The 14,972-nt window shown below is 70.2% G+C and carries 15 protein-coding genes; 7 read left to right on the top strand and 8 right to left on the bottom strand.

What is annotated here, in order from left to right:
• Positions 1-399 precede the first annotated feature (399 nt).
• The gene (locus ACZ67Q_RS12460) at positions 400-1,050 is read right to left on the bottom strand and encodes a DNA-3-methyladenine glycosylase (RefSeq protein WP_471180079.1); all 651 of its coding nucleotides are present in this window, start codon (positions 1,048-1,050) and stop codon (positions 400-402) included.
• Positions 1,051-1,207: 157 nt separating this feature from the next.
• Between ACZ67Q_RS12460 and ACZ67Q_RS12455 the strand changes: the two genes are divergently transcribed.
• From ACZ67Q_RS12455 to ACZ67Q_RS12445, 3 genes are all read left to right on the top strand, one after another.
• On the top strand, positions 1,208-1,990 hold the full coding sequence (locus ACZ67Q_RS12455; RefSeq protein ID WP_471180076.1) for a sporulation protein: 783 nt from the start codon (positions 1,208-1,210) through the stop codon (positions 1,988-1,990).
• 40 nt (positions 1,991-2,030) lie between these two features.
• Entirely contained in the window at positions 2,031-2,570 is a 540-nt protein-coding gene (locus ACZ67Q_RS12450) for a YbhB/YbcL family Raf kinase inhibitor-like protein (protein WP_471180074.1), read from the top strand.
• A gap of 144 nt (positions 2,571-2,714) precedes the next feature.
• On the top strand, positions 2,715-3,221 hold the full coding sequence (locus tag ACZ67Q_RS12445) for an HNH endonuclease (RefSeq protein WP_471180072.1): 507 nt from the start codon (positions 2,715-2,717) through the stop codon (positions 3,219-3,221).
• A gap of 111 nt (positions 3,222-3,332) precedes the next feature.
• Here ACZ67Q_RS12445 and ACZ67Q_RS12440 read toward each other — a convergent pair whose 3' ends face one another.
• The 3 genes from ACZ67Q_RS12440 to ACZ67Q_RS12430 form a co-directional block, all read right to left on the bottom strand.
• Complete coding sequence (locus tag ACZ67Q_RS12440) at positions 3,333-4,286, bottom strand: SPFH domain-containing protein (RefSeq protein WP_471180070.1); 954 nt, start codon at positions 4,284-4,286, stop codon at positions 3,333-3,335.
• 152 nt (positions 4,287-4,438) lie between these two features.
• Complete coding sequence (locus tag ACZ67Q_RS12435; protein ID WP_363267667.1) at positions 4,439-4,870, bottom strand: NfeD family protein; 432 nt, start codon at positions 4,868-4,870, stop codon at positions 4,439-4,441.
• Between the two features lie 60 nt (positions 4,871-4,930).
• Positions 4,931-5,728: an ABC transporter ATP-binding protein gene (locus ACZ67Q_RS12430; RefSeq protein ID WP_469810128.1), complete on the bottom strand. Its 798-nt coding sequence runs from the start codon at positions 5,726-5,728 to the stop codon at positions 4,931-4,933.
• Between the two features lie 150 nt (positions 5,729-5,878).
• Here ACZ67Q_RS12430 and ACZ67Q_RS12425 point away from each other — a divergent pair, with 150 nt between their 5' ends.
• Positions 5,879-6,658 carry a hypothetical protein gene (locus ACZ67Q_RS12425; protein ID WP_471180067.1) on the top strand — a complete coding sequence of 260 codons (780 nt, stop codon included), beginning with the start codon at positions 5,879-5,881 and terminating at the stop codon, positions 6,656-6,658.
• A 290-nt stretch (positions 6,659-6,948) separates the two neighbouring features.
• Here ACZ67Q_RS12425 and chpE read toward each other — a convergent pair whose 3' ends face one another.
• From chpE to ACZ67Q_RS12410, 3 genes are all read right to left on the bottom strand, one after another.
• Positions 6,949-7,194: a chaplin ChpE gene (gene chpE / locus ACZ67Q_RS12420; protein WP_361637616.1), complete on the bottom strand. Its 246-nt coding sequence runs from the start codon at positions 7,192-7,194 to the stop codon at positions 6,949-6,951.
• A 146-nt stretch (positions 7,195-7,340) separates the two neighbouring features.
• Positions 7,341-7,982, bottom strand: coding sequence for a response regulator (locus ACZ67Q_RS12415; RefSeq protein ID WP_471180064.1), 642 nt, complete (start codon positions 7,980-7,982; stop codon positions 7,341-7,343).
• Positions 7,975-9,120 carry a GAF domain-containing sensor histidine kinase gene (locus tag ACZ67Q_RS12410; protein ID WP_471180061.1) on the bottom strand — a complete coding sequence of 382 codons (1,146 nt, stop codon included), beginning with the start codon at positions 9,118-9,120 and terminating at the stop codon, positions 7,975-7,977. The genes ACZ67Q_RS12415 and ACZ67Q_RS12410 overlap by 8 nt, the downstream gene beginning before the upstream one ends.
• Positions 9,121-9,398: 278 nt before the next feature.
• On the opposite strand from ACZ67Q_RS12410, the gene ACZ67Q_RS12405 reads away from it, so the two are divergent.
• The 3 genes from ACZ67Q_RS12405 to ACZ67Q_RS12395 all read left to right on the top strand — a co-directional run bounded on the left by ACZ67Q_RS12405 (position 9,399) and on the right by ACZ67Q_RS12395 (position 12,243).
• The gene (locus ACZ67Q_RS12405) at positions 9,399-10,097 is read left to right on the top strand and encodes an SDR family NAD(P)-dependent oxidoreductase (RefSeq protein ID WP_471180058.1); all 699 of its coding nucleotides are present in this window, start codon (positions 9,399-9,401) and stop codon (positions 10,095-10,097) included.
• Positions 10,094-11,164: an S-adenosylmethionine:tRNA ribosyltransferase-isomerase gene (locus tag ACZ67Q_RS12400; RefSeq protein ID WP_471180056.1), complete on the top strand. Its 1,071-nt coding sequence runs from the start codon at positions 10,094-10,096 to the stop codon at positions 11,162-11,164. Before ACZ67Q_RS12405 ends, ACZ67Q_RS12400 begins: the two co-directional genes overlap by 4 nt.
• A 314-nt stretch (positions 11,165-11,478) precedes the next feature.
• Complete coding sequence (locus ACZ67Q_RS12395) at positions 11,479-12,243, top strand: transglycosylase SLT domain-containing protein (protein WP_471180053.1); 765 nt, start codon at positions 11,479-11,481, stop codon at positions 12,241-12,243.
• A gap of 123 nt (positions 12,244-12,366) precedes the next feature.
• Here ACZ67Q_RS12395 and ACZ67Q_RS12390 read toward each other — a convergent pair whose 3' ends face one another.
• Entirely contained in the window at positions 12,367-14,913 is a 2,547-nt protein-coding gene (locus ACZ67Q_RS12390; protein WP_471180050.1) for an ABC transporter ATP-binding protein/permease, read from the bottom strand.
• Positions 14,914-14,972 lie beyond the last annotated feature (59 nt).

Here is a 14,972-nt window from a genome sequence, read left to right as displayed (position 1 = left end):
CGGGGTATCAACATATCTGGCGTTGACTTTTGGCACGCTGTTGAGTTCTCAAGGAACGGTCGCTTCCTTTGTACTCACCCTCTCGGGCTTTCCTCCGGGCTTCCCTTCGGTCTTGCGTTTCCGACTCTATCAGACCCTTTCGGCGTCCGATTCCCGGTCGGCGGGATGTCTTGGGGTTTTCGGCTTTCGCCGTCCGCCCTTTCGACATTCACTACGTTAGCTCATTCTCTCGGCGACTCATAATCGAGTCTCGCGAGTTCGAATTCAGGTACGCGGACGCACCAGAAGCGACCCCGCCGAGGGGTTGTAGCTAGGTAGTGGGTTGGCCGCTCCGGCTGCAGGCGATCGCCGTACCCGGTTCAGCGGCTCGGGCCACATTACGCACCTTCGCTCGCTGCGTCAACTGCGGCGCCGCTTCGGGGCATGGGCCCGGTAGGGGCTCACCGTCGGGTCGTTGGCGACCCAGAAGCGCCAAGGGTGGGCGTCACCGTTGCCGCCCTCGCCGGCGACGCCGGTTCGAGGGCCGTTGCGCACCTGGTCGGAGGGGATGGGCGTGCCCGTCAGCATCCGCAGCGGAGTCTCCCCCTCGGCGCAGGCGTCCGTGCCGTCCAGGGCCCGGCCCACGTCCAGGGCGGTGGCCAGGCGGGCGGGGCCCTTGGCCAACTCCTTGTCGTTCCTGGCCGAGAGTCGACGGACACGGGCCAGTTCGGCGCCCTCGATGATCTCGCCGGCGCGGAGCAGGACGGCGCTGGCCCGTCCGACCGGTCCGCAGACCAGGTTCATGCAGTGCCACATGCCGTAGGTGAAGTAGACGTACACATGACCGGGCTCTCCGAACATCACGCTGTTGCGTGCGGTCTGGCCGCGGTAGGCGTGGGAGCCGGGGTCGTTCGGGCCGTCGTAGGCCTCCACCTCTGTCAGGCGCAGGGCGATCGGGCCGTCCGGGGTGGAACGGACGAGGACGCGGCCGAGGAGGTCGGGCGCGACCTCGAGGACGGGCCGGTCGAAGAAGGCGCGTGACAGGGGCGTACGGTCGGGGCTCGCGATCATGCCCCCCGAGCGTACTGGAGTCGGTCCGTGCCCCGGGGTGGTCAGGGGGCGTGCGGCTTGCCAGGGTGAGGGCGCGGAACCGGCCAGGGCCGGATCGCGTTTGTACGGATCAAGGACGCAGTCGCAGTCGTTGCAGTCGTAGTCGTTGAGGAGAGCCATGGCGTTCAAGAAGCTGCTCGCGAGCCTGGGGGCCGGCGGGGCCTCGGTCGAGACCGTGCTGACCGAGGTGAACGTGGTGCCGGGTGGCGTGGTCCAGGGTGAGGTGCGGATCCAGGGCGGGTCCGTCAGCCAGGACATCGAGGGTCTGTCCGTGGGGCTCCAGGCCAAGGTCGAGGTGGAGAGCGGCGACCAGGAGTACAAGCAGGACATCGAGTTCACCAAGGCGCGGCTCGGGGGAGCCTTCGAGCTGCAGGCGGGTGCCGTGCACGCCGTGCCGTTCGGGCTCGAGATCCCGTGGGAGACGCCGGTCACCATGATCGACGGGCAGTCGCTGCGCGGGATGCACATCGGGGTGACCACCGAGCTGGCGATCGCGCGGGCCGTGGACTCCTCCGACCTGGACCCGATCAACGTCCATCCGCTGCCGGCGCAGAAGGCGATCCTGGACGCGTTCATCCAGCTGGGCTTCCGCTTCAAGAACGCCGACATGGAGCGCGGCCACATCCGGGGTACGCGGCAGAAGCTGCCGTTCTACCAGGAGATCGAGTTCTTCCCGCCGTCGCAGTACCGCGGGCTGAACCAGGTGGAGCTGAGCTTCGTCGCCGACGAGCACGCCATGGACGTCGTCCTGGAGATGGACAAGAAGCCTGGTCTGTTCAGTGAGGGCAGTGACACCTACCGCTCCTTCCACGTCGGTCTGAACGACTGGCAGGGGACCGACTGGGCGGCATACCTCAACCAGTGGCTGTCCGAGGTCGGCTCCAAGCGGAACTGGTTCTAGGCTCGGACCTACTGAACGCAAGCGATCAGGAGGTACCGAGGTGACCGAGCTCAAGAGGCGGCCGCTCCCCCACGACTTCCATCCGCCCGTGCCGTCCTTCACGGTCACGAGTGAGGACGTCCGCGAGGGTGCCACCCTCAAGGACGCTCAGGTCTACGCGAAGGGCAACACCTCGCCGCAGCTGCGGTGGGAGGGCTTCCCGCCGGAGACCAAGAGCTTCGCCGTGACCTGCTACGACCCGGACGCCCCGACGGGCAGCGGGTTCTGGCACTGGTCCGTGTTCGACATCCCGGCCTCGGTCACCGAGCTGCCGGCGGGTGCGGGCACCGGCAAGTTCGAGGGACTGCCCGAGGGTGCGGTCCAGGTGCGCAACGACTACGGCTCGAAGGACTTCGGTGGTGCCGCGCCGCCGCCCGGGGACGGGCCCCACCGGTATGTGTTCACGGTGTACGCGGTGGACCAGGAGAAGCTCGGTCCGGATTCCGACGCCTCTCCTGCCGTCGTCGGCTTCAACCTGCGGTTCCACACGCTCGCCCGGGCGCAGCTGATCGGTGAGTACGAGGAGCCCGCGGAAGCCTGACGTTCACGGAAGGTTTGCCCGCCTCTGGTCTTGGAAGTGATCGGAGGCGGGCATTTTTTATTGCGTTGTCCATCTCGGCGCGCCCGTCCAGAGTTGATCCAAGCCCGCCGGGGGGTGGGCCGGTGCACACGGGAGGTGGGCTTGATGCGTGACACGCTCGTTCTGAACGCAAGCTTCGAACCGCTGTCGACGGTGACGCTGAACCGAGCCGTCGTTCTGGTGCTTCAGGACAAGGCCGTCGTCGAGCAGGCCCACCCCGAGCTGCGTATGCGCGGTGCCGATGTGGACATACCCGCGCCCCGGGTGATCCGGCTGTGCCGGTACGTACGGGTGCCGTTCCGAAGACAAGCGCCGTGGTCGCGACGGGGTGTGCTGGTCAGGGACCGGCACCGGTGCGGGTACTGCGGCCGCAGGGCGACGACCGTGGACCACGTGGTGCCTCGGTCGCGGGGTGGGCAGGACACGTGGCTGAACACGGTGGCCGCGTGTGCCGAGGACAACCACCGGAAAGCGGACCGGACGCCGGAGGAGGCGGGGATGCGGTTGCTCCGGGAGCCGTTCGAGCCGACTCCGGCCGATGCGATGCTTTTGGCCATGGGGGCGGATGATCTTGCGGCTCTGCCCGACTGGTTGACGTCGGATGCCGCCTGAGTCTTCGCCGTAGGACTTTGTGTGCGCTGTCGGCTGCGGGTTCGTTGCGGCTCGTCGCGCAGTTCCCCGCGCCCCTGAGGTGGGTGCGGGGAACGCTTGTTGTCGAGCCTGTCAGTCGATGGACGGCTTTTCTCGGCGGTCCGTGTCGCCGCCGTTCTGGCGTGGGACGTTGCCGCCCGAACCTCCGCCCATACCGCCGAAGTTGCCCATCGCGCCGGACAGGCCCTTGAGGGCGTCGCCGATTTCGCTGGGGACGATCCAGAGCTTGTTGGCGTCGCCTTCGGCGATCTTCGGGAGCATCTGGAGGTACTGGTAGGACAGCAGCTTCTGATCGGGGTCGCCGGCGTGGATGGCCTCGAAGACCGTGCGGACGGCCTGGGCCTCGCCCTCCGCGCGCAGTGCGGCGGCCTTGGCCTCACCCTCGGCGCGCAGGATCTGGGACTGCTTCTCACCTTCGGCGCGCAGGATTTCGGACTGCCGGACACCTTCGGCCTGGAGGATCGCCGCGCGCTTGTCCCGGTCGGCGCGCATCTGCTTCTCCATCGAGTCCTGGATGGAGGTCGGCGGTTCGATGGCCTTGAGTTCGACGCGGTTGACGCGGATGCCCCACTTGCCGGTGGCCTCGTCGAGGACGCCGCGCAGGGCCGCGTTGATCTCCTCGCGGGAGGTGAGGGTGCGCTCCAGGTCCATGCCGCCGATGATGTTGCGCAGCGTGGTGACGGTGAGCTGCTCGATGGCCTGGATGTAGCTGGCGACCTCGTAGGTGGCCGCGCGGGCGTCGGTGACCTGGTAGTAGATGACCGTGTCGATGTTGACGACCAGGTTGTCCTGGGTGATCACCGGCTGCGGCGGGAAGGGGACGACCTGTTCGCGCAGGTCGATGCGGTTGCGGATGGTGTCGATGAACGGGACGACGATGTTGAGGCCCGCGTTCAGCGTCCGCGTGTAGCGGCCGAAGCGCTCCACGATGGCGGCGCTCGCCTGCGGAATGACTTGGATGGTCTTGATCAGGGCGATGAAGACCAACACCACCAGAATGATCAGGACGATGATGACCGGTTCCATCGTGGCTGCCCGTCCCCTTCTCCGCCTCGGCGCTTTCGGAAGATCTTATGGCTGTTGAAGATCTTGCTGGTCGAGTCTGACAGACCGTCGGAGGGCTCGGGGGGTGTTCCGCCGAGTCCGCACCGGGTCGCCGCTTGTCGCGTCGTAGGAGCTCACATGACGATCGCGGTGGCCCCCTCGATGTCCACGACGTCCACTTCCTGCCCCACTTCGTAGGCGCGGCCGGTGTCGAGGGCGCGGGCCGACCAGATCTCTCCGGCGAGTTTGATACGGCCGCCGGAGCCGTCGACGCGTTCGAGGACGACGGCCTGTCGGCCCTTCAGGGCGTCGATGCCGGTGGCGAGTTGGGGACGCTGGCGGCTGTGCCGGGCCGCGATCGGCCGTACGACGGCGATGAGGGCGATCGAGACGGCGAGGAAGACGAGCACCTGGACGACGACGCCGAGGCCGAAGCCCGCGACGACCGCCGCGGCGACGGCGCCCACGGCGAGCATCCCGAACTCCGGCATCGCGGTGACCACGAGCGGGATTCCGAGCGCTGCCGCACCGACAAGCCACCACACCCATGCGTCGATGTCGTTCACACGGCAATCGTAGGGCCGCCGGTCCGGTTGCGGACAGGGCGCCGGGCGGGGCGCACGGGGTCAGGACAGGGGCAGGCCCTGGGCGGTCCAGCGCTCTCCGACCTGCTCGACGACGAGCGGGAGGCCGAAGCACAGGGAGAGGTTGCGGGAGGAGAGTTCGAGTTCCAGCGGGCCGGCGGTGAGGACCTTGCCCTGACGGATCATGAGGACGTGGGTGAAGCCCGGCGGGATCTCCTCGACATGGTGCGTGACCATGATCATGGAGGGGGCGATGGGATCGCGGGCCAGCCGGCCGAGGCGGCGGACCAGGTCCTCGCGGCCGCCGAGGTCGAGACCGGCGGCGGGCTCGTCGAGGAGCAGCAGTTCCGGGTCGGTCATGAGGGCGCGGGCGATGAGGGTGCGCTTGCGCTCGCCCTCGGAGAGGGTGCCGAAGCGGCGCTCGAGGTAGTCGCTCATCCCGAGACGGTCGAGGAAGGCGCGGGCGCGCTGCTCGTCGATCTCGTCGTAGTCCTCGTTCCAGGTGGCGGTCATGCCGTACGCGGCGGTGAGGACGGTCTCCAGGACGGTCTGGCGCTTGGGGAGCTTCTCGGCCATGGCGATGCCGGCCATGCCGATACGGGGGCGCAGTTCGAAGACGTCGGTGCCGGGCTTGCCGAGGGTCTCGCCGAGGATGGTGGCGGTGCCCTTGCTGGGGTAGAGGTAGCTGGAGGCGACGTTGAGGAGGGTGGTCTTGCCGGCGCCGTTCGGGCCGAGGATGACCCAGCGCTCGCCCTCCTTGACCGACCAGGAGACCTGGTCCACCAGAGCCCGGTCCTCACGGACCACGGATACGTCCTGAAGCTCCAGAACATCGCTCATGAGCGCGTTGTCTCCCCTTGCAGTGTGGCCGGTCTCGGCTGTCGCGTACGCCTGTGGCTCTGTTCGCCGCGCCGGTGGGCGCGGCCCTGAACGAATCTACGCCACCGACCGGGCGAGCCGTTCCATCGGTCCGGTCCTTAGGGTGGGGGCATGCTCGTGGAACCGCGCGCCGGCCGCCTTGCCGCCTGGGGAAATGCCCTTCTTGCCGGACTTGTCTCTCCGGATGACGCCGTGCTCGCCATCGTGGGTGAGGACGCTGTGCACCGGGTGCAGGGACTGCCGGGTGAGTCGGCCCCGGTCGGCCTCACGCTCGCGCTGGGACGACTGCGGTCGCTGGGGGTGAGCGGGCTGCGCGTCGCGCTGCCGGCGCCGGGGCATCCGCTGGGGCTGAGCGGTCCGCCGGAGTTCAACAAGCGGGCGCTGGAGGCCGAGGAGGCGGTGATCTGCCACGGGGGTGCGCTGGGTCTGGTGCCCGAGGTGTACGAGGCCGGCCCCGACGGTGATGTGCATGCGGAGGTCGTCTGGCACTGTCTGCCGGTGCGGGAGGCTCCGCCGGCCGACGTGCCGTCGCTGGGTGAGGCCGAGCGGGAGCTGGCGGAGGGGCTGCGGGAGGCGACGGCGGCGCTTACGCGGCTGGACGTCGCCGGGTCCGGGCCGGTCGCGCAGGCGGCGATCGACGCGTACCGGGCGCGGGCCGAGCGGGGGCGGGAGGTGCTGGCGCCGGGGTATCCGCCACGGGCGGTGCGGGTGCTGGAGCTGGCTCAGCGGGTGGGGTTCCTGGTGTCCCTCGCGTCGGAGAAGGGGCACGGGGGTGCGGTGAGTGCCGGGGAGATGTTCGCGCGGGCGGAGGCGTTGCGGCCGGTGGAGCGGGTGGCTCGGCGGGCGCAGGTGGCCGCGTACAACGCCTATGTGGAGGAGCGTGAGCGGTGAGCCTGCGGCGGACTCGAGGGGTGCGGTGAACCTGCGGCGCTCTTGAGGGGTGCGATGAGCGTTCGTTGTTCTTGTGCCCTGGTGTGGGCGGGGTCGGCTCGGCGGGGTTCGTCGCGAAGTGACCGGCGTGGCTGGTGACAGGTGGGCTCGGCGGGGTCCGCAGGGCTGTGCCCGGCGTCGCCCCCTTCGAACAGCCCGAAGAGGCGCGGGTGGCTCTTTTTCGGGGAGGGGACGGCGCCGGCCTCCCGGGTGGGGCCGGGAGGCCGGGGGTGCCCGTGGTACGGGGAGTGTCAGTGGTTCAGGCCGAGGTTGCCGAAGGCCGGGTTCAGCGCGCCGATGACGTTGACGCTGTTGCCCACGACGTTGACCGGCACGTGGACCGGGGCCTGGATGACGTTGCCCGAGACGACACCCGGCGAGCCCACGGCGGTGCCGTCGGCGTGCGCGCCCTCGGTGGCGGAGGCCATGCCCGCACCGGCGGCGATCAGCCCGCCGGCCACCATCGTCACGGCCGCTGCCTTCTTCAGGTTCTTCACTTTCAAAGCCCTCCTTGCGATTGCCGCGGCAGTCGCCGCAGCACGCACTGGAGAACGGCGGGCCCCCACCCCGGGATACGCCATCCGGGGGACATTCCCACGACGGTATGAATCTCAGTCCGGAAGGGAACCTTCCGAGTTGCCGATCACCCGGACACACCGTGACGAACGGCCCACAGCGCGGCCTGCGTGCGGTCCGCCAGGTCGAGTTTCATGAGGATGTTCGAGACGTGGGTCTTCACCGTCTTCTCGGACAGGACCAGCGCGCGGGCGATCTCCCGGTTGGAGCGGCCGTCCGCGATCAGGCCCAGCACCTCGCGCTCCCGCTCGGTGAGCGAATTCCCCCGGCCCTGACCGGAGTTCGCCTCCTCCTGGGAGAGCAGAGCGGTGGCGACCTCGGGCTGGAGCAGCACGTGCCCGGCGTGCACGGAGCGGATGGCGCCGGCCAGCGCGTCGGGGTCCACGTCCTTGTAGACGTACCCGGCGGCGCCGGCGCGCAGGGCCGGGACCACCGTGCGCTGCTCGGTGAAGCTGGTGACGATGAGCACGCGCGCGGGGTTGCCTAGTTCGCGGAGCTTGCGCAGGGCCTCCACGCCGTCCATTCCGGGCATCTTGACGTCCATGAGGACGACGTCCGGCTTCAACTCCTCGGCCCGGGCGACGCCTTCGGCGCCGTCGGCGGCCTCCCCGACGACCTCGATGTCGTCCTGCACCTCCAGGAAGGTGCGCAGGCCCCGGCGGACGACCTGGTGGTCGTCGACGAGCAGCACCCTGATTGCCTCAGCCACCGGGGACCTCCATCTCGATCGTGGTGCCCTTGCCGGGCGCCGATTCCACGGTCAGCCTGCCGCCGACCCCGTCCGCCCGGTCGCGCATGGAGACCAGGCCGAGGTGGCGTCCGGCGCGCCGTATCGCCTTGGGGTCGAAGCCGGTGCCGTCGTCGGTGACGCGCAGAACGGCGCCGGGGCCGCGGCGGTCCAGGGTGACGTCGACGTGCTCGGCCGCGGCGTGACGCAGAGCGTTGTGCAGGGCCTCCTGGGCGACGCGCAACAGGGCTTCCTCCTGGGCGGAGGGCAGGGCGCGGATGCCACGGGCGGCGAATGTCACGCGTGCGGAGTGGGCGCGGTCGAGCACCTGGATCTGGGTGCGCAGGGTGGCGACCAAACCGTCCTCGTCGAGCGCTGCGGGGCGCAGTTCGACGACGGCGGCGCGCAGTTCGTCGGCGGCCTCGGCGGCGAGGGCGGCCACCTGCTGCAGCTCGCACTTGGCGCGGGCCGGGTCGCGGTCGACGAGCCGGGCGGCTGCCTGGGCGGTCAGGCGCAGGGAGAACAGCTTCTGGCTGACCGCGTCGTGCAGTTCGTGGGCGAGGCGGGAGCGTTCCTCGGCGATGGTCAGCTCGCGGCTGCGCTCGTACAGGCGGGCGTTGGTCAGGGCGATCGCCGCGTGCTGGGCGAGGATGGCGAGCAGTTCCTCGTCCTCCTCGGTGAAGCCGCAGCGGCCGTCCTGACGCGGGCAGTTCTTGTTCGCGAGGAACAACGCGCCGATGACCTCGTCGCCGTCGCGGATGGGCAGGCCCAGGAAGTCGGCGAGTTCGGGGTGGGCGGAGGGCCAGCCCTCGAAGCGGGGGTCCTTGCGCACGTCGGCGAGACGCTCGGGCCTGGCCTCGCGGAGCATCGCCGCGAGGATGCCGTGCTGGCGCGGCAGCGGGCCGATGGCCTTCCACTGCTCCTCGCTGACACCGTCGACGACGAACTGGGCGAAGCCGCCGTGGTCGTCGGGGACGCCGAGGGCGGCGTACTGGGCGTCGAGCAGCTCGCGGGCCGAGGCGACGATCGTCTTCAGGACGTCGCGCACCTCGAGATGCCTGCTCATGGCCAGCAGCGCGGCGCTCACCGCGGCGAGGCCGGACCGGGGACCGTGACTCATGACCTCACGGTACCGGCGGGGTCGGACATCACGGATCCGCCCCGTGACGGCCACCGCCCAGGTCCCGGGACCTAGGGCCGGGCCTAGGACCGGGGACGGTGTCGGCGGACCCAGGACGAGGGCGGGGGGACGGACCTAGGGCGAAGGGCCGTGTGGCGGACCTAGGGCGAAGGGCCGTGCCGCTGTGCTGCCCGCGTCCGAGGCGGTGGCCGGGGCGGCGTTCCTACGGTGAGGTCACCGCCGAGCGGAGGCGGTCCAGGGACGAGGAGACGGTTGTCATGCCGGTTGCGATCATCACGGGGGCCTCGAAGGGGCTGGGGCGGGCGCTGGCCGGGGCGCTGGCGGCGCGCGGCTGGGATCTGGCGCTGGACGCGCGCGGCGCCGGGGCGCTGAAGGAGACGGCGGCGGCGCTCGCGTCGTACGGCACGCGGGTGGAGGCGGTGCCCGGGGATGTGACCGACGCCCGCCACCGGTCGGAGCTGGTGGCGGCGGCCTGGAAGCTGGGCGGCCTCGATCTGCTGGTCAACAACGCCGGGGTGCTGGGCGTGGAGCCGCTGGTCCCGCTGGAGCGACACCCGCTGGACGGATTCCGGGCGGCGCTGGAGACGAACGTGCTGGCTCCGCTGGCGCTGATCCAGGAGGCGCTGCCGCTGCTGCGCCAGGCCGAGGCCGGCGCGGTACTGAACGTGACCTCCGACGCGGCCGTGGAGGCGTACCGCACGTGGGGCGGGTACGGCGCGACGAAGGCGGCCCTGGACCAGCTGTCGGCGGTGCTGGCCGTGGAGGAGCCGGGGCTGCGGGTGTGGTGGGCCGATCCGGGCGGCATGCGGACCGGGATGCTGGCCGCGGCGGAGCCGGACGAGGACCTGGCGGGGACGCCGGCGCCGGAGGCGATCGCTCCGGTGCTGCTGCGGCTGCTGGACGAGCGCCGGCCGAGCGGGCGGTACACCGCCGACCGGCTGCGGGGGCAGTCGTGACGCTCGCGCTGCGGGTCCCCGAGGAGCTGTCCGCGCGCGTGCCGGTGGAGCAGCGGGGGCCGGGGCTGGACCGGGACGCGGTACGGCTGCTGGTGTCGTGCGGGACACAGGTGTCGCATCACGCGTTCACGGAGCTGCCGCGGCTGCTGCGGGCCGGGGACCTGCTGGTGGTGAACACCTCGCCGACGCTGGCGGCTGCGGTGGACGGGCGGCTCGGGCACGCGCGCGTGGTGGTGCACTTCTCCACCCGCGGGGACGACGGCCGGTGGGCGGTGGAGCTGCGGGAGCCGGACGGCCGGGGCACCACACGCGCGCGTGCGGGGGCGCCCGCGGGTGCGTCCATAGGTCTGCCCGGTGGCGCCCGGCTGGTCCTGGAGCAGCCGGTGAGCGAGCGCGCCGCACGGTTGTGGTGGGCGCGGGTGGCGGAGGGTGACGTACTCCGGCTGATGCGGGAGCGCGGGCGGCCCATCCGGTACGCGTACACGGAGCGGGACCAGCCGCTGTCCGCCCACCAGACGGTGTTCGCGCTGCCGACGGCGGACGGCACGGGCAGTGCGGAGATGCCGAGCGCGGCGCGGCCCTTCACGGCGCGGCTGGTGGCGGAGCTGGTGAGCCGTGGGGTGCAGTTCGCGCCGGTGACGCTGCACACGGGGGTGGCCTCGGCCGAGGCGCACGAGCCGCCGTATCCGGAGCGGTTCGCGGTGCCGCGGGCGTCGGCGCGGCTGATCAACGCCGTCAGGGCGGGAGGCGGCCGGGTGATCGCCGTCGGGACGACCGCGGTGCGGGCCGTGGAGTCTGCGATGGGCGCCGACGGGGCCGTACGCGCGCGTGCGGGGTGGACGGATCTGGTGGTGACGCCCGCGTGCGGGGTGCGCGTCGTGGGCGGGCTGCTGACCGGGCTGCACGAGCCGCAGGCCTCGCACCTTCTGATGCTCGAGGCCGTCGCGGGCCGGGCGGCGGTGGCCCGTGCGTATGAGGAGGCGCTGCGCGGTCTGTATCTCTGGCACGAGTTCGGCGACCTGCACCTCATCCTGCCGGAGGACGGCCCTCACGCTGCGCATTGCTGACGCAACTGCCGGTGAGACCGGTGCTCCGCCGGTGTGAGCCCGCGCATAGGGTCCAGGTCACGTACGAAGGGGATTAGGAGGACAAGCACCCCACATGAACGGGGCAGACAGTCCTGTCTGTCCCGTTTTGGCATTACCTGATCCACTACCTGGCTTCGTACGTCACACCTTTGCCAGCGAATTTTGCGGCCGCTAAGAATTGCTTCGTCGCTCAGCGCCGCGGGCTCCAGGTCCGCGGCGTTCGTGCGGGAAGTGCCCGTAGTCCCCCGCCGGACGTGAGCGACCTCCGCGCTATTCGAAGAGGTCCGTTACGCATGCCCAAGAATTTCTCCTCCCGTCTCTATAGTCGCTCGCTGACCAAGCACCAGAAGATCGCGGCCGCCGGTGTCGGCGTCCTCGGTGCCGCCGCGATCGCCATGTCCGCGGTGCCCAGCAGCGCCGAGGGCAAGACCACGGTCACCAGCGAGGCCGCCGCGCCCGCCAAGGTCGCCTACAGCACCGAGCAGATCAAGGATGTCAAGGCGAGCATCACCGACCAGCTCGCCACGGCCGACCTCAAGGCGCAGCAGATCGCCGCGCAGAAGAAGGCCGAAGCCGCTCAGAAGGCCGCCGTCGCGAAGGCCGCCGCCGCGAAGAAGGCCGCTGCCGTCAAGAAGGCCGAGGCCGCCAAGAAGGCCGCTGCCGTCCGCAAGGCCAAGGAGGCCGCGAGCCGCGCCGCCAAGCGCCCGGCCCTCAAGCCGCACGTGGTCAAGAGCTACCCGAACAACCTCGACGGCTGGATCCGTGAGTCGCTCGACATCCTGAAGAAGCACCACATCCCGGCCAGCTACTCCGGCATCCACCGCAACATCATGCGGGAGTCCTCCGGCAACCCGATGGCCATCAACGACTGGGACATCAACGCCATCAACGGCATCCCGTCCAAGGGCCTGCTGCAGGTGATCCCGCCGACCTTCAAGGCGTACCACGTCCCCGGCACGTCCTGGAACATCTACGACCCGGTCGCCAACATCACCGCCGCCTGCAACTACGCGGCCGACCGCTACGGCTCGATGGACAACGTCAACAGCGCGTACTGAGGTCGGCGCGGACCTCTTCTCGCACCCGCGACGTATCCGCGAAGACACGGTTTTCGCGAGCACAGACGCCGAAGGGCGGCACCCAACTGACGGGGTGCCGCCCTTCGGGGTTGTCCGGGCGCCCTACTTGCGCATGACCTCGGGCTCGTGGCGGCGCAGGAAGCGCGCCACGAAGAAGCCGCAGACCACGCCGAGCGCGATCAGCGCGACCATGTCCAGGCCCCAGGCGCCGACCGTGTGGTCCCACAGTGGGTCGGTCTCGCCGGCCTTCTCCGGCGGGCTGATCTTGTTGAAGTCCAGCGTGGCACCGGCGGCGGCCACCGCCCAGCGCGACGGCATCAGGTACGAGAACTCGTTGACGCCGATCGAGCCGTGCAGGCTGAACAGACAGCCGGTGAAGACCACCTGGATGATCGCGAACATCACCAGCAGCGGCATCGTCTTCTCGGCGGTCTTCACCAGCGAGGAGATGATCAGGCCGAACATCATCGAGGTGAAGCCCAGCGCCATGATCGGCAGGGACAGCTCGACCAGCGTGGCGCCGCCGAGGACCAGGCCCTCGGAGGGGATCTCCCGGCTGGCGAAGCCGATCACACCGACCAGCAGGCCCTGGCCCACCGTGATCAGGCCGAGCACGAAGACCTTCGACATCAGATACGCCGACCGGGACAGGCCGGTCGCGCGCTCCCGCTCGTAGATCACCCGTTCCTTGATCAGCTCACGGACGGAGTTGGCGGCGCCGGCGAAGCACGCGCCGACCGCGAGGATCAGCAGGACCGTGGTCGCGGTGCCGTTGGGAATGATCCGGCCGGTCTGCGGGTTGACCGGGTTCGGCAGCAGGCCGCGGTCGTGGTCGATGAGCAGGCTCACCGCGCCGAGGACGGCCGGCAGGATCACCATCAGGGCGAGGAAGCCCTTGTCGGAGACGATCACCGAGACGTAGCGGCGCACCAGCGTGACCCACTGCGACAACCAGCCCTGCGGCTTCGGCGGCTTCATCGCCTGCATCGGCGGAAGCTGTACGGCCTGCGGCGCGACGGCGTCGATGTCCGCGGCGTACATCTGGTAGTGCTGGGAGCCCTTCCAGCGGCCCGCCCAGTCGTAGTCGCGGTAGTTCTCGAAGGCGGAGAAGACGTCGGCCCAGGTGTCGTAGCCGAAGAAGTTCAGCGCCTCCTCCGGCGGGCCGAAGTAGGCGACCGAGCCGCCCGGCGCCATCACCAGGAGCTTGTCACACAGTGCCAGCTCCGCCACCGAGTGGGTGACGACGAGGACCGTGCGGCCGTCGTCGGCGAGGCCGCGCAGCAGCTGCATCACGTCGCGGTCCATGCCCGGGTCGAGACCCGAGGTCGGCTCGTCGAGGAAGATCAGCGACGGCTTGGTCAGCAGTTCCAGGGCGACCGAGACACGCTTGCGCTGACCACCGGACAGCGACGTGACCTTCTTGTCCTTGTGGATGTCGAGCTTGAGCTCGCGCAGCACCTCGTCGATCCGGGCGTCGCGCTCGGCGCCCGTGGTGTCGGCCGGGAAGCGCAGCTTGGCCGCGTACTTCAGCGCCTTCTTGACGGTCAGCTCCTTGTGCAGGATGTCGTCCTGCGGGACCAGACCGATGCGCTGGCGCAGCTCGGCGAACTGCTTGTAGAGGTTGCGGTTGTCGTACAGGACCTCGCCCTGGTCGGCGGGCCGGTAGCCGGTCAGCGCCTTGAGCAGCGTGGACTTGCCGGAACCCGACGGGCCGATGACCGCGATCAGCGACTTCTCGGGGACGCCGAAGGAGACGTCCTTGAGGATCTGCTTGCCGCCGTCGACCGTGACGGTCAGGTGGCGGGCGGAGAAGGACACCTCACCGGTGTCCACGAACTCCTCGAGCCGGTCGCCGACGATCCGGAACGTCGAGTGGCCGACGCCGACGATGTCGGTGGGCCCGAGCAGCTGCGAGCCGCCCTTGGGGATCGGCTGGCCGTTGACGTACGTGCCGTTGTGCGAGCCGAGGTCGCGGATCTCCATGCGCCCGTCGGGCGTGGCGTGGAACTCGGCGTGGTGCCGGGAGACCTGCAGGTCGGAGACCACCAGCTCGTTCTCCAGAGCACGGCCGATGCGCATCACGCGGCCGAGGGAGAACTGGTGGAAGGTGGTCGGGCTGCGGTCGCCGTAGACCGGCGGTGCCCCCGCGCCACCGCCGGGCGTGTGCTGCGCCGGGCCCTGCTGCTGCGGGATGCCCGGGGCGGACTGCTGTTGCCACTCGGCCTGCGGGGCCTGCGGCTGTGCGGTCTGCGGCTGGGGCGTCTGCTGCCAGTCCGCCTGCGGCGTCTGCGGCTGCCCCCAGCCCGGGTTGGCGGCCTGCGCGGCGTACGGCTGCTGGGGCTGGGCCACCGCGGCGCCTGCGCCGGACAGCTTCAGCAGCGGGCCGTCGGTGGCGTTGCCCAGGTTCACCGCCGTGCCGGCGGCGAGTTCCAGATGATGGATCCGCTGGCCCTGCACGAACGTGCCGTTGGTGCTGCCGTGGTCCTCGATCGCCCAACTACGGCCGTTGAAACTGACCGTGGCGTGGCGCCAGGAGACCCTGGCGTCGTCGAAGACGATGTCGCCCTGCGGATCGCGTCCGAGGGTGTATGACCTGGATGGATCGAGCGTCCAGGTACGTCCGTTTGATTCCAGTACGAGTTCCGGCACTCCATGCCCCACTGAGTTGTCCCCCGAGTTACCCCCGTCGCAGGGAGTCTAGGGATGTC

The sequence above is a fragment of the Streptomyces sp. NPDC036813 genome (assembly GCF_055609245.1).
Note: the sequence above shows the minus strand (reverse complement) of the source record. Positions and strands in the feature narration are given on the sequence as shown.

Coding starts and splice junctions, on each gene's coding strand:
- ACZ67Q_RS12460 (WP_471180079.1), bottom strand. CDS start 1,050: ATGATCGCGAGCCCCGACCGTACGCCCCTGTCACGCGCCTTCTTCGAC.
- ACZ67Q_RS12455 (WP_471180076.1), top strand. CDS start 1,208: ATGGCGTTCAAGAAGCTGCTCGCGAGCCTGGGGGCCGGCGGGGCCTCG.
- ACZ67Q_RS12445 (WP_471180072.1), top strand. CDS start 2,715: ATGCGTGACACGCTCGTTCTGAACGCAAGCTTCGAACCGCTGTCGACG.
- ACZ67Q_RS12440 (WP_471180070.1), bottom strand. CDS start 4,286: ATGGAACCGGTCATCATCGTCCTGATCATTCTGGTGGTGTTGGTCTTC.
- ACZ67Q_RS12430 (WP_469810128.1), bottom strand. CDS start 5,728: ATGAGCGATGTTCTGGAGCTTCAGGACGTATCCGTGGTCCGTGAGGAC.
- ACZ67Q_RS12425 (WP_471180067.1), top strand. CDS start 5,879: ATGCTCGTGGAACCGCGCGCCGGCCGCCTTGCCGCCTGGGGAAATGCC.
- ACZ67Q_RS12410 (WP_471180061.1), bottom strand. CDS start 9,120: ATGAGTCACGGTCCCCGGTCCGGCCTCGCCGCGGTGAGCGCCGCGCTG.
- ACZ67Q_RS12405 (WP_471180058.1), top strand. CDS start 9,399: ATGCCGGTTGCGATCATCACGGGGGCCTCGAAGGGGCTGGGGCGGGCG.
- ACZ67Q_RS12395 (WP_471180053.1), top strand. CDS start 11,479: ATGCCCAAGAATTTCTCCTCCCGTCTCTATAGTCGCTCGCTGACCAAG.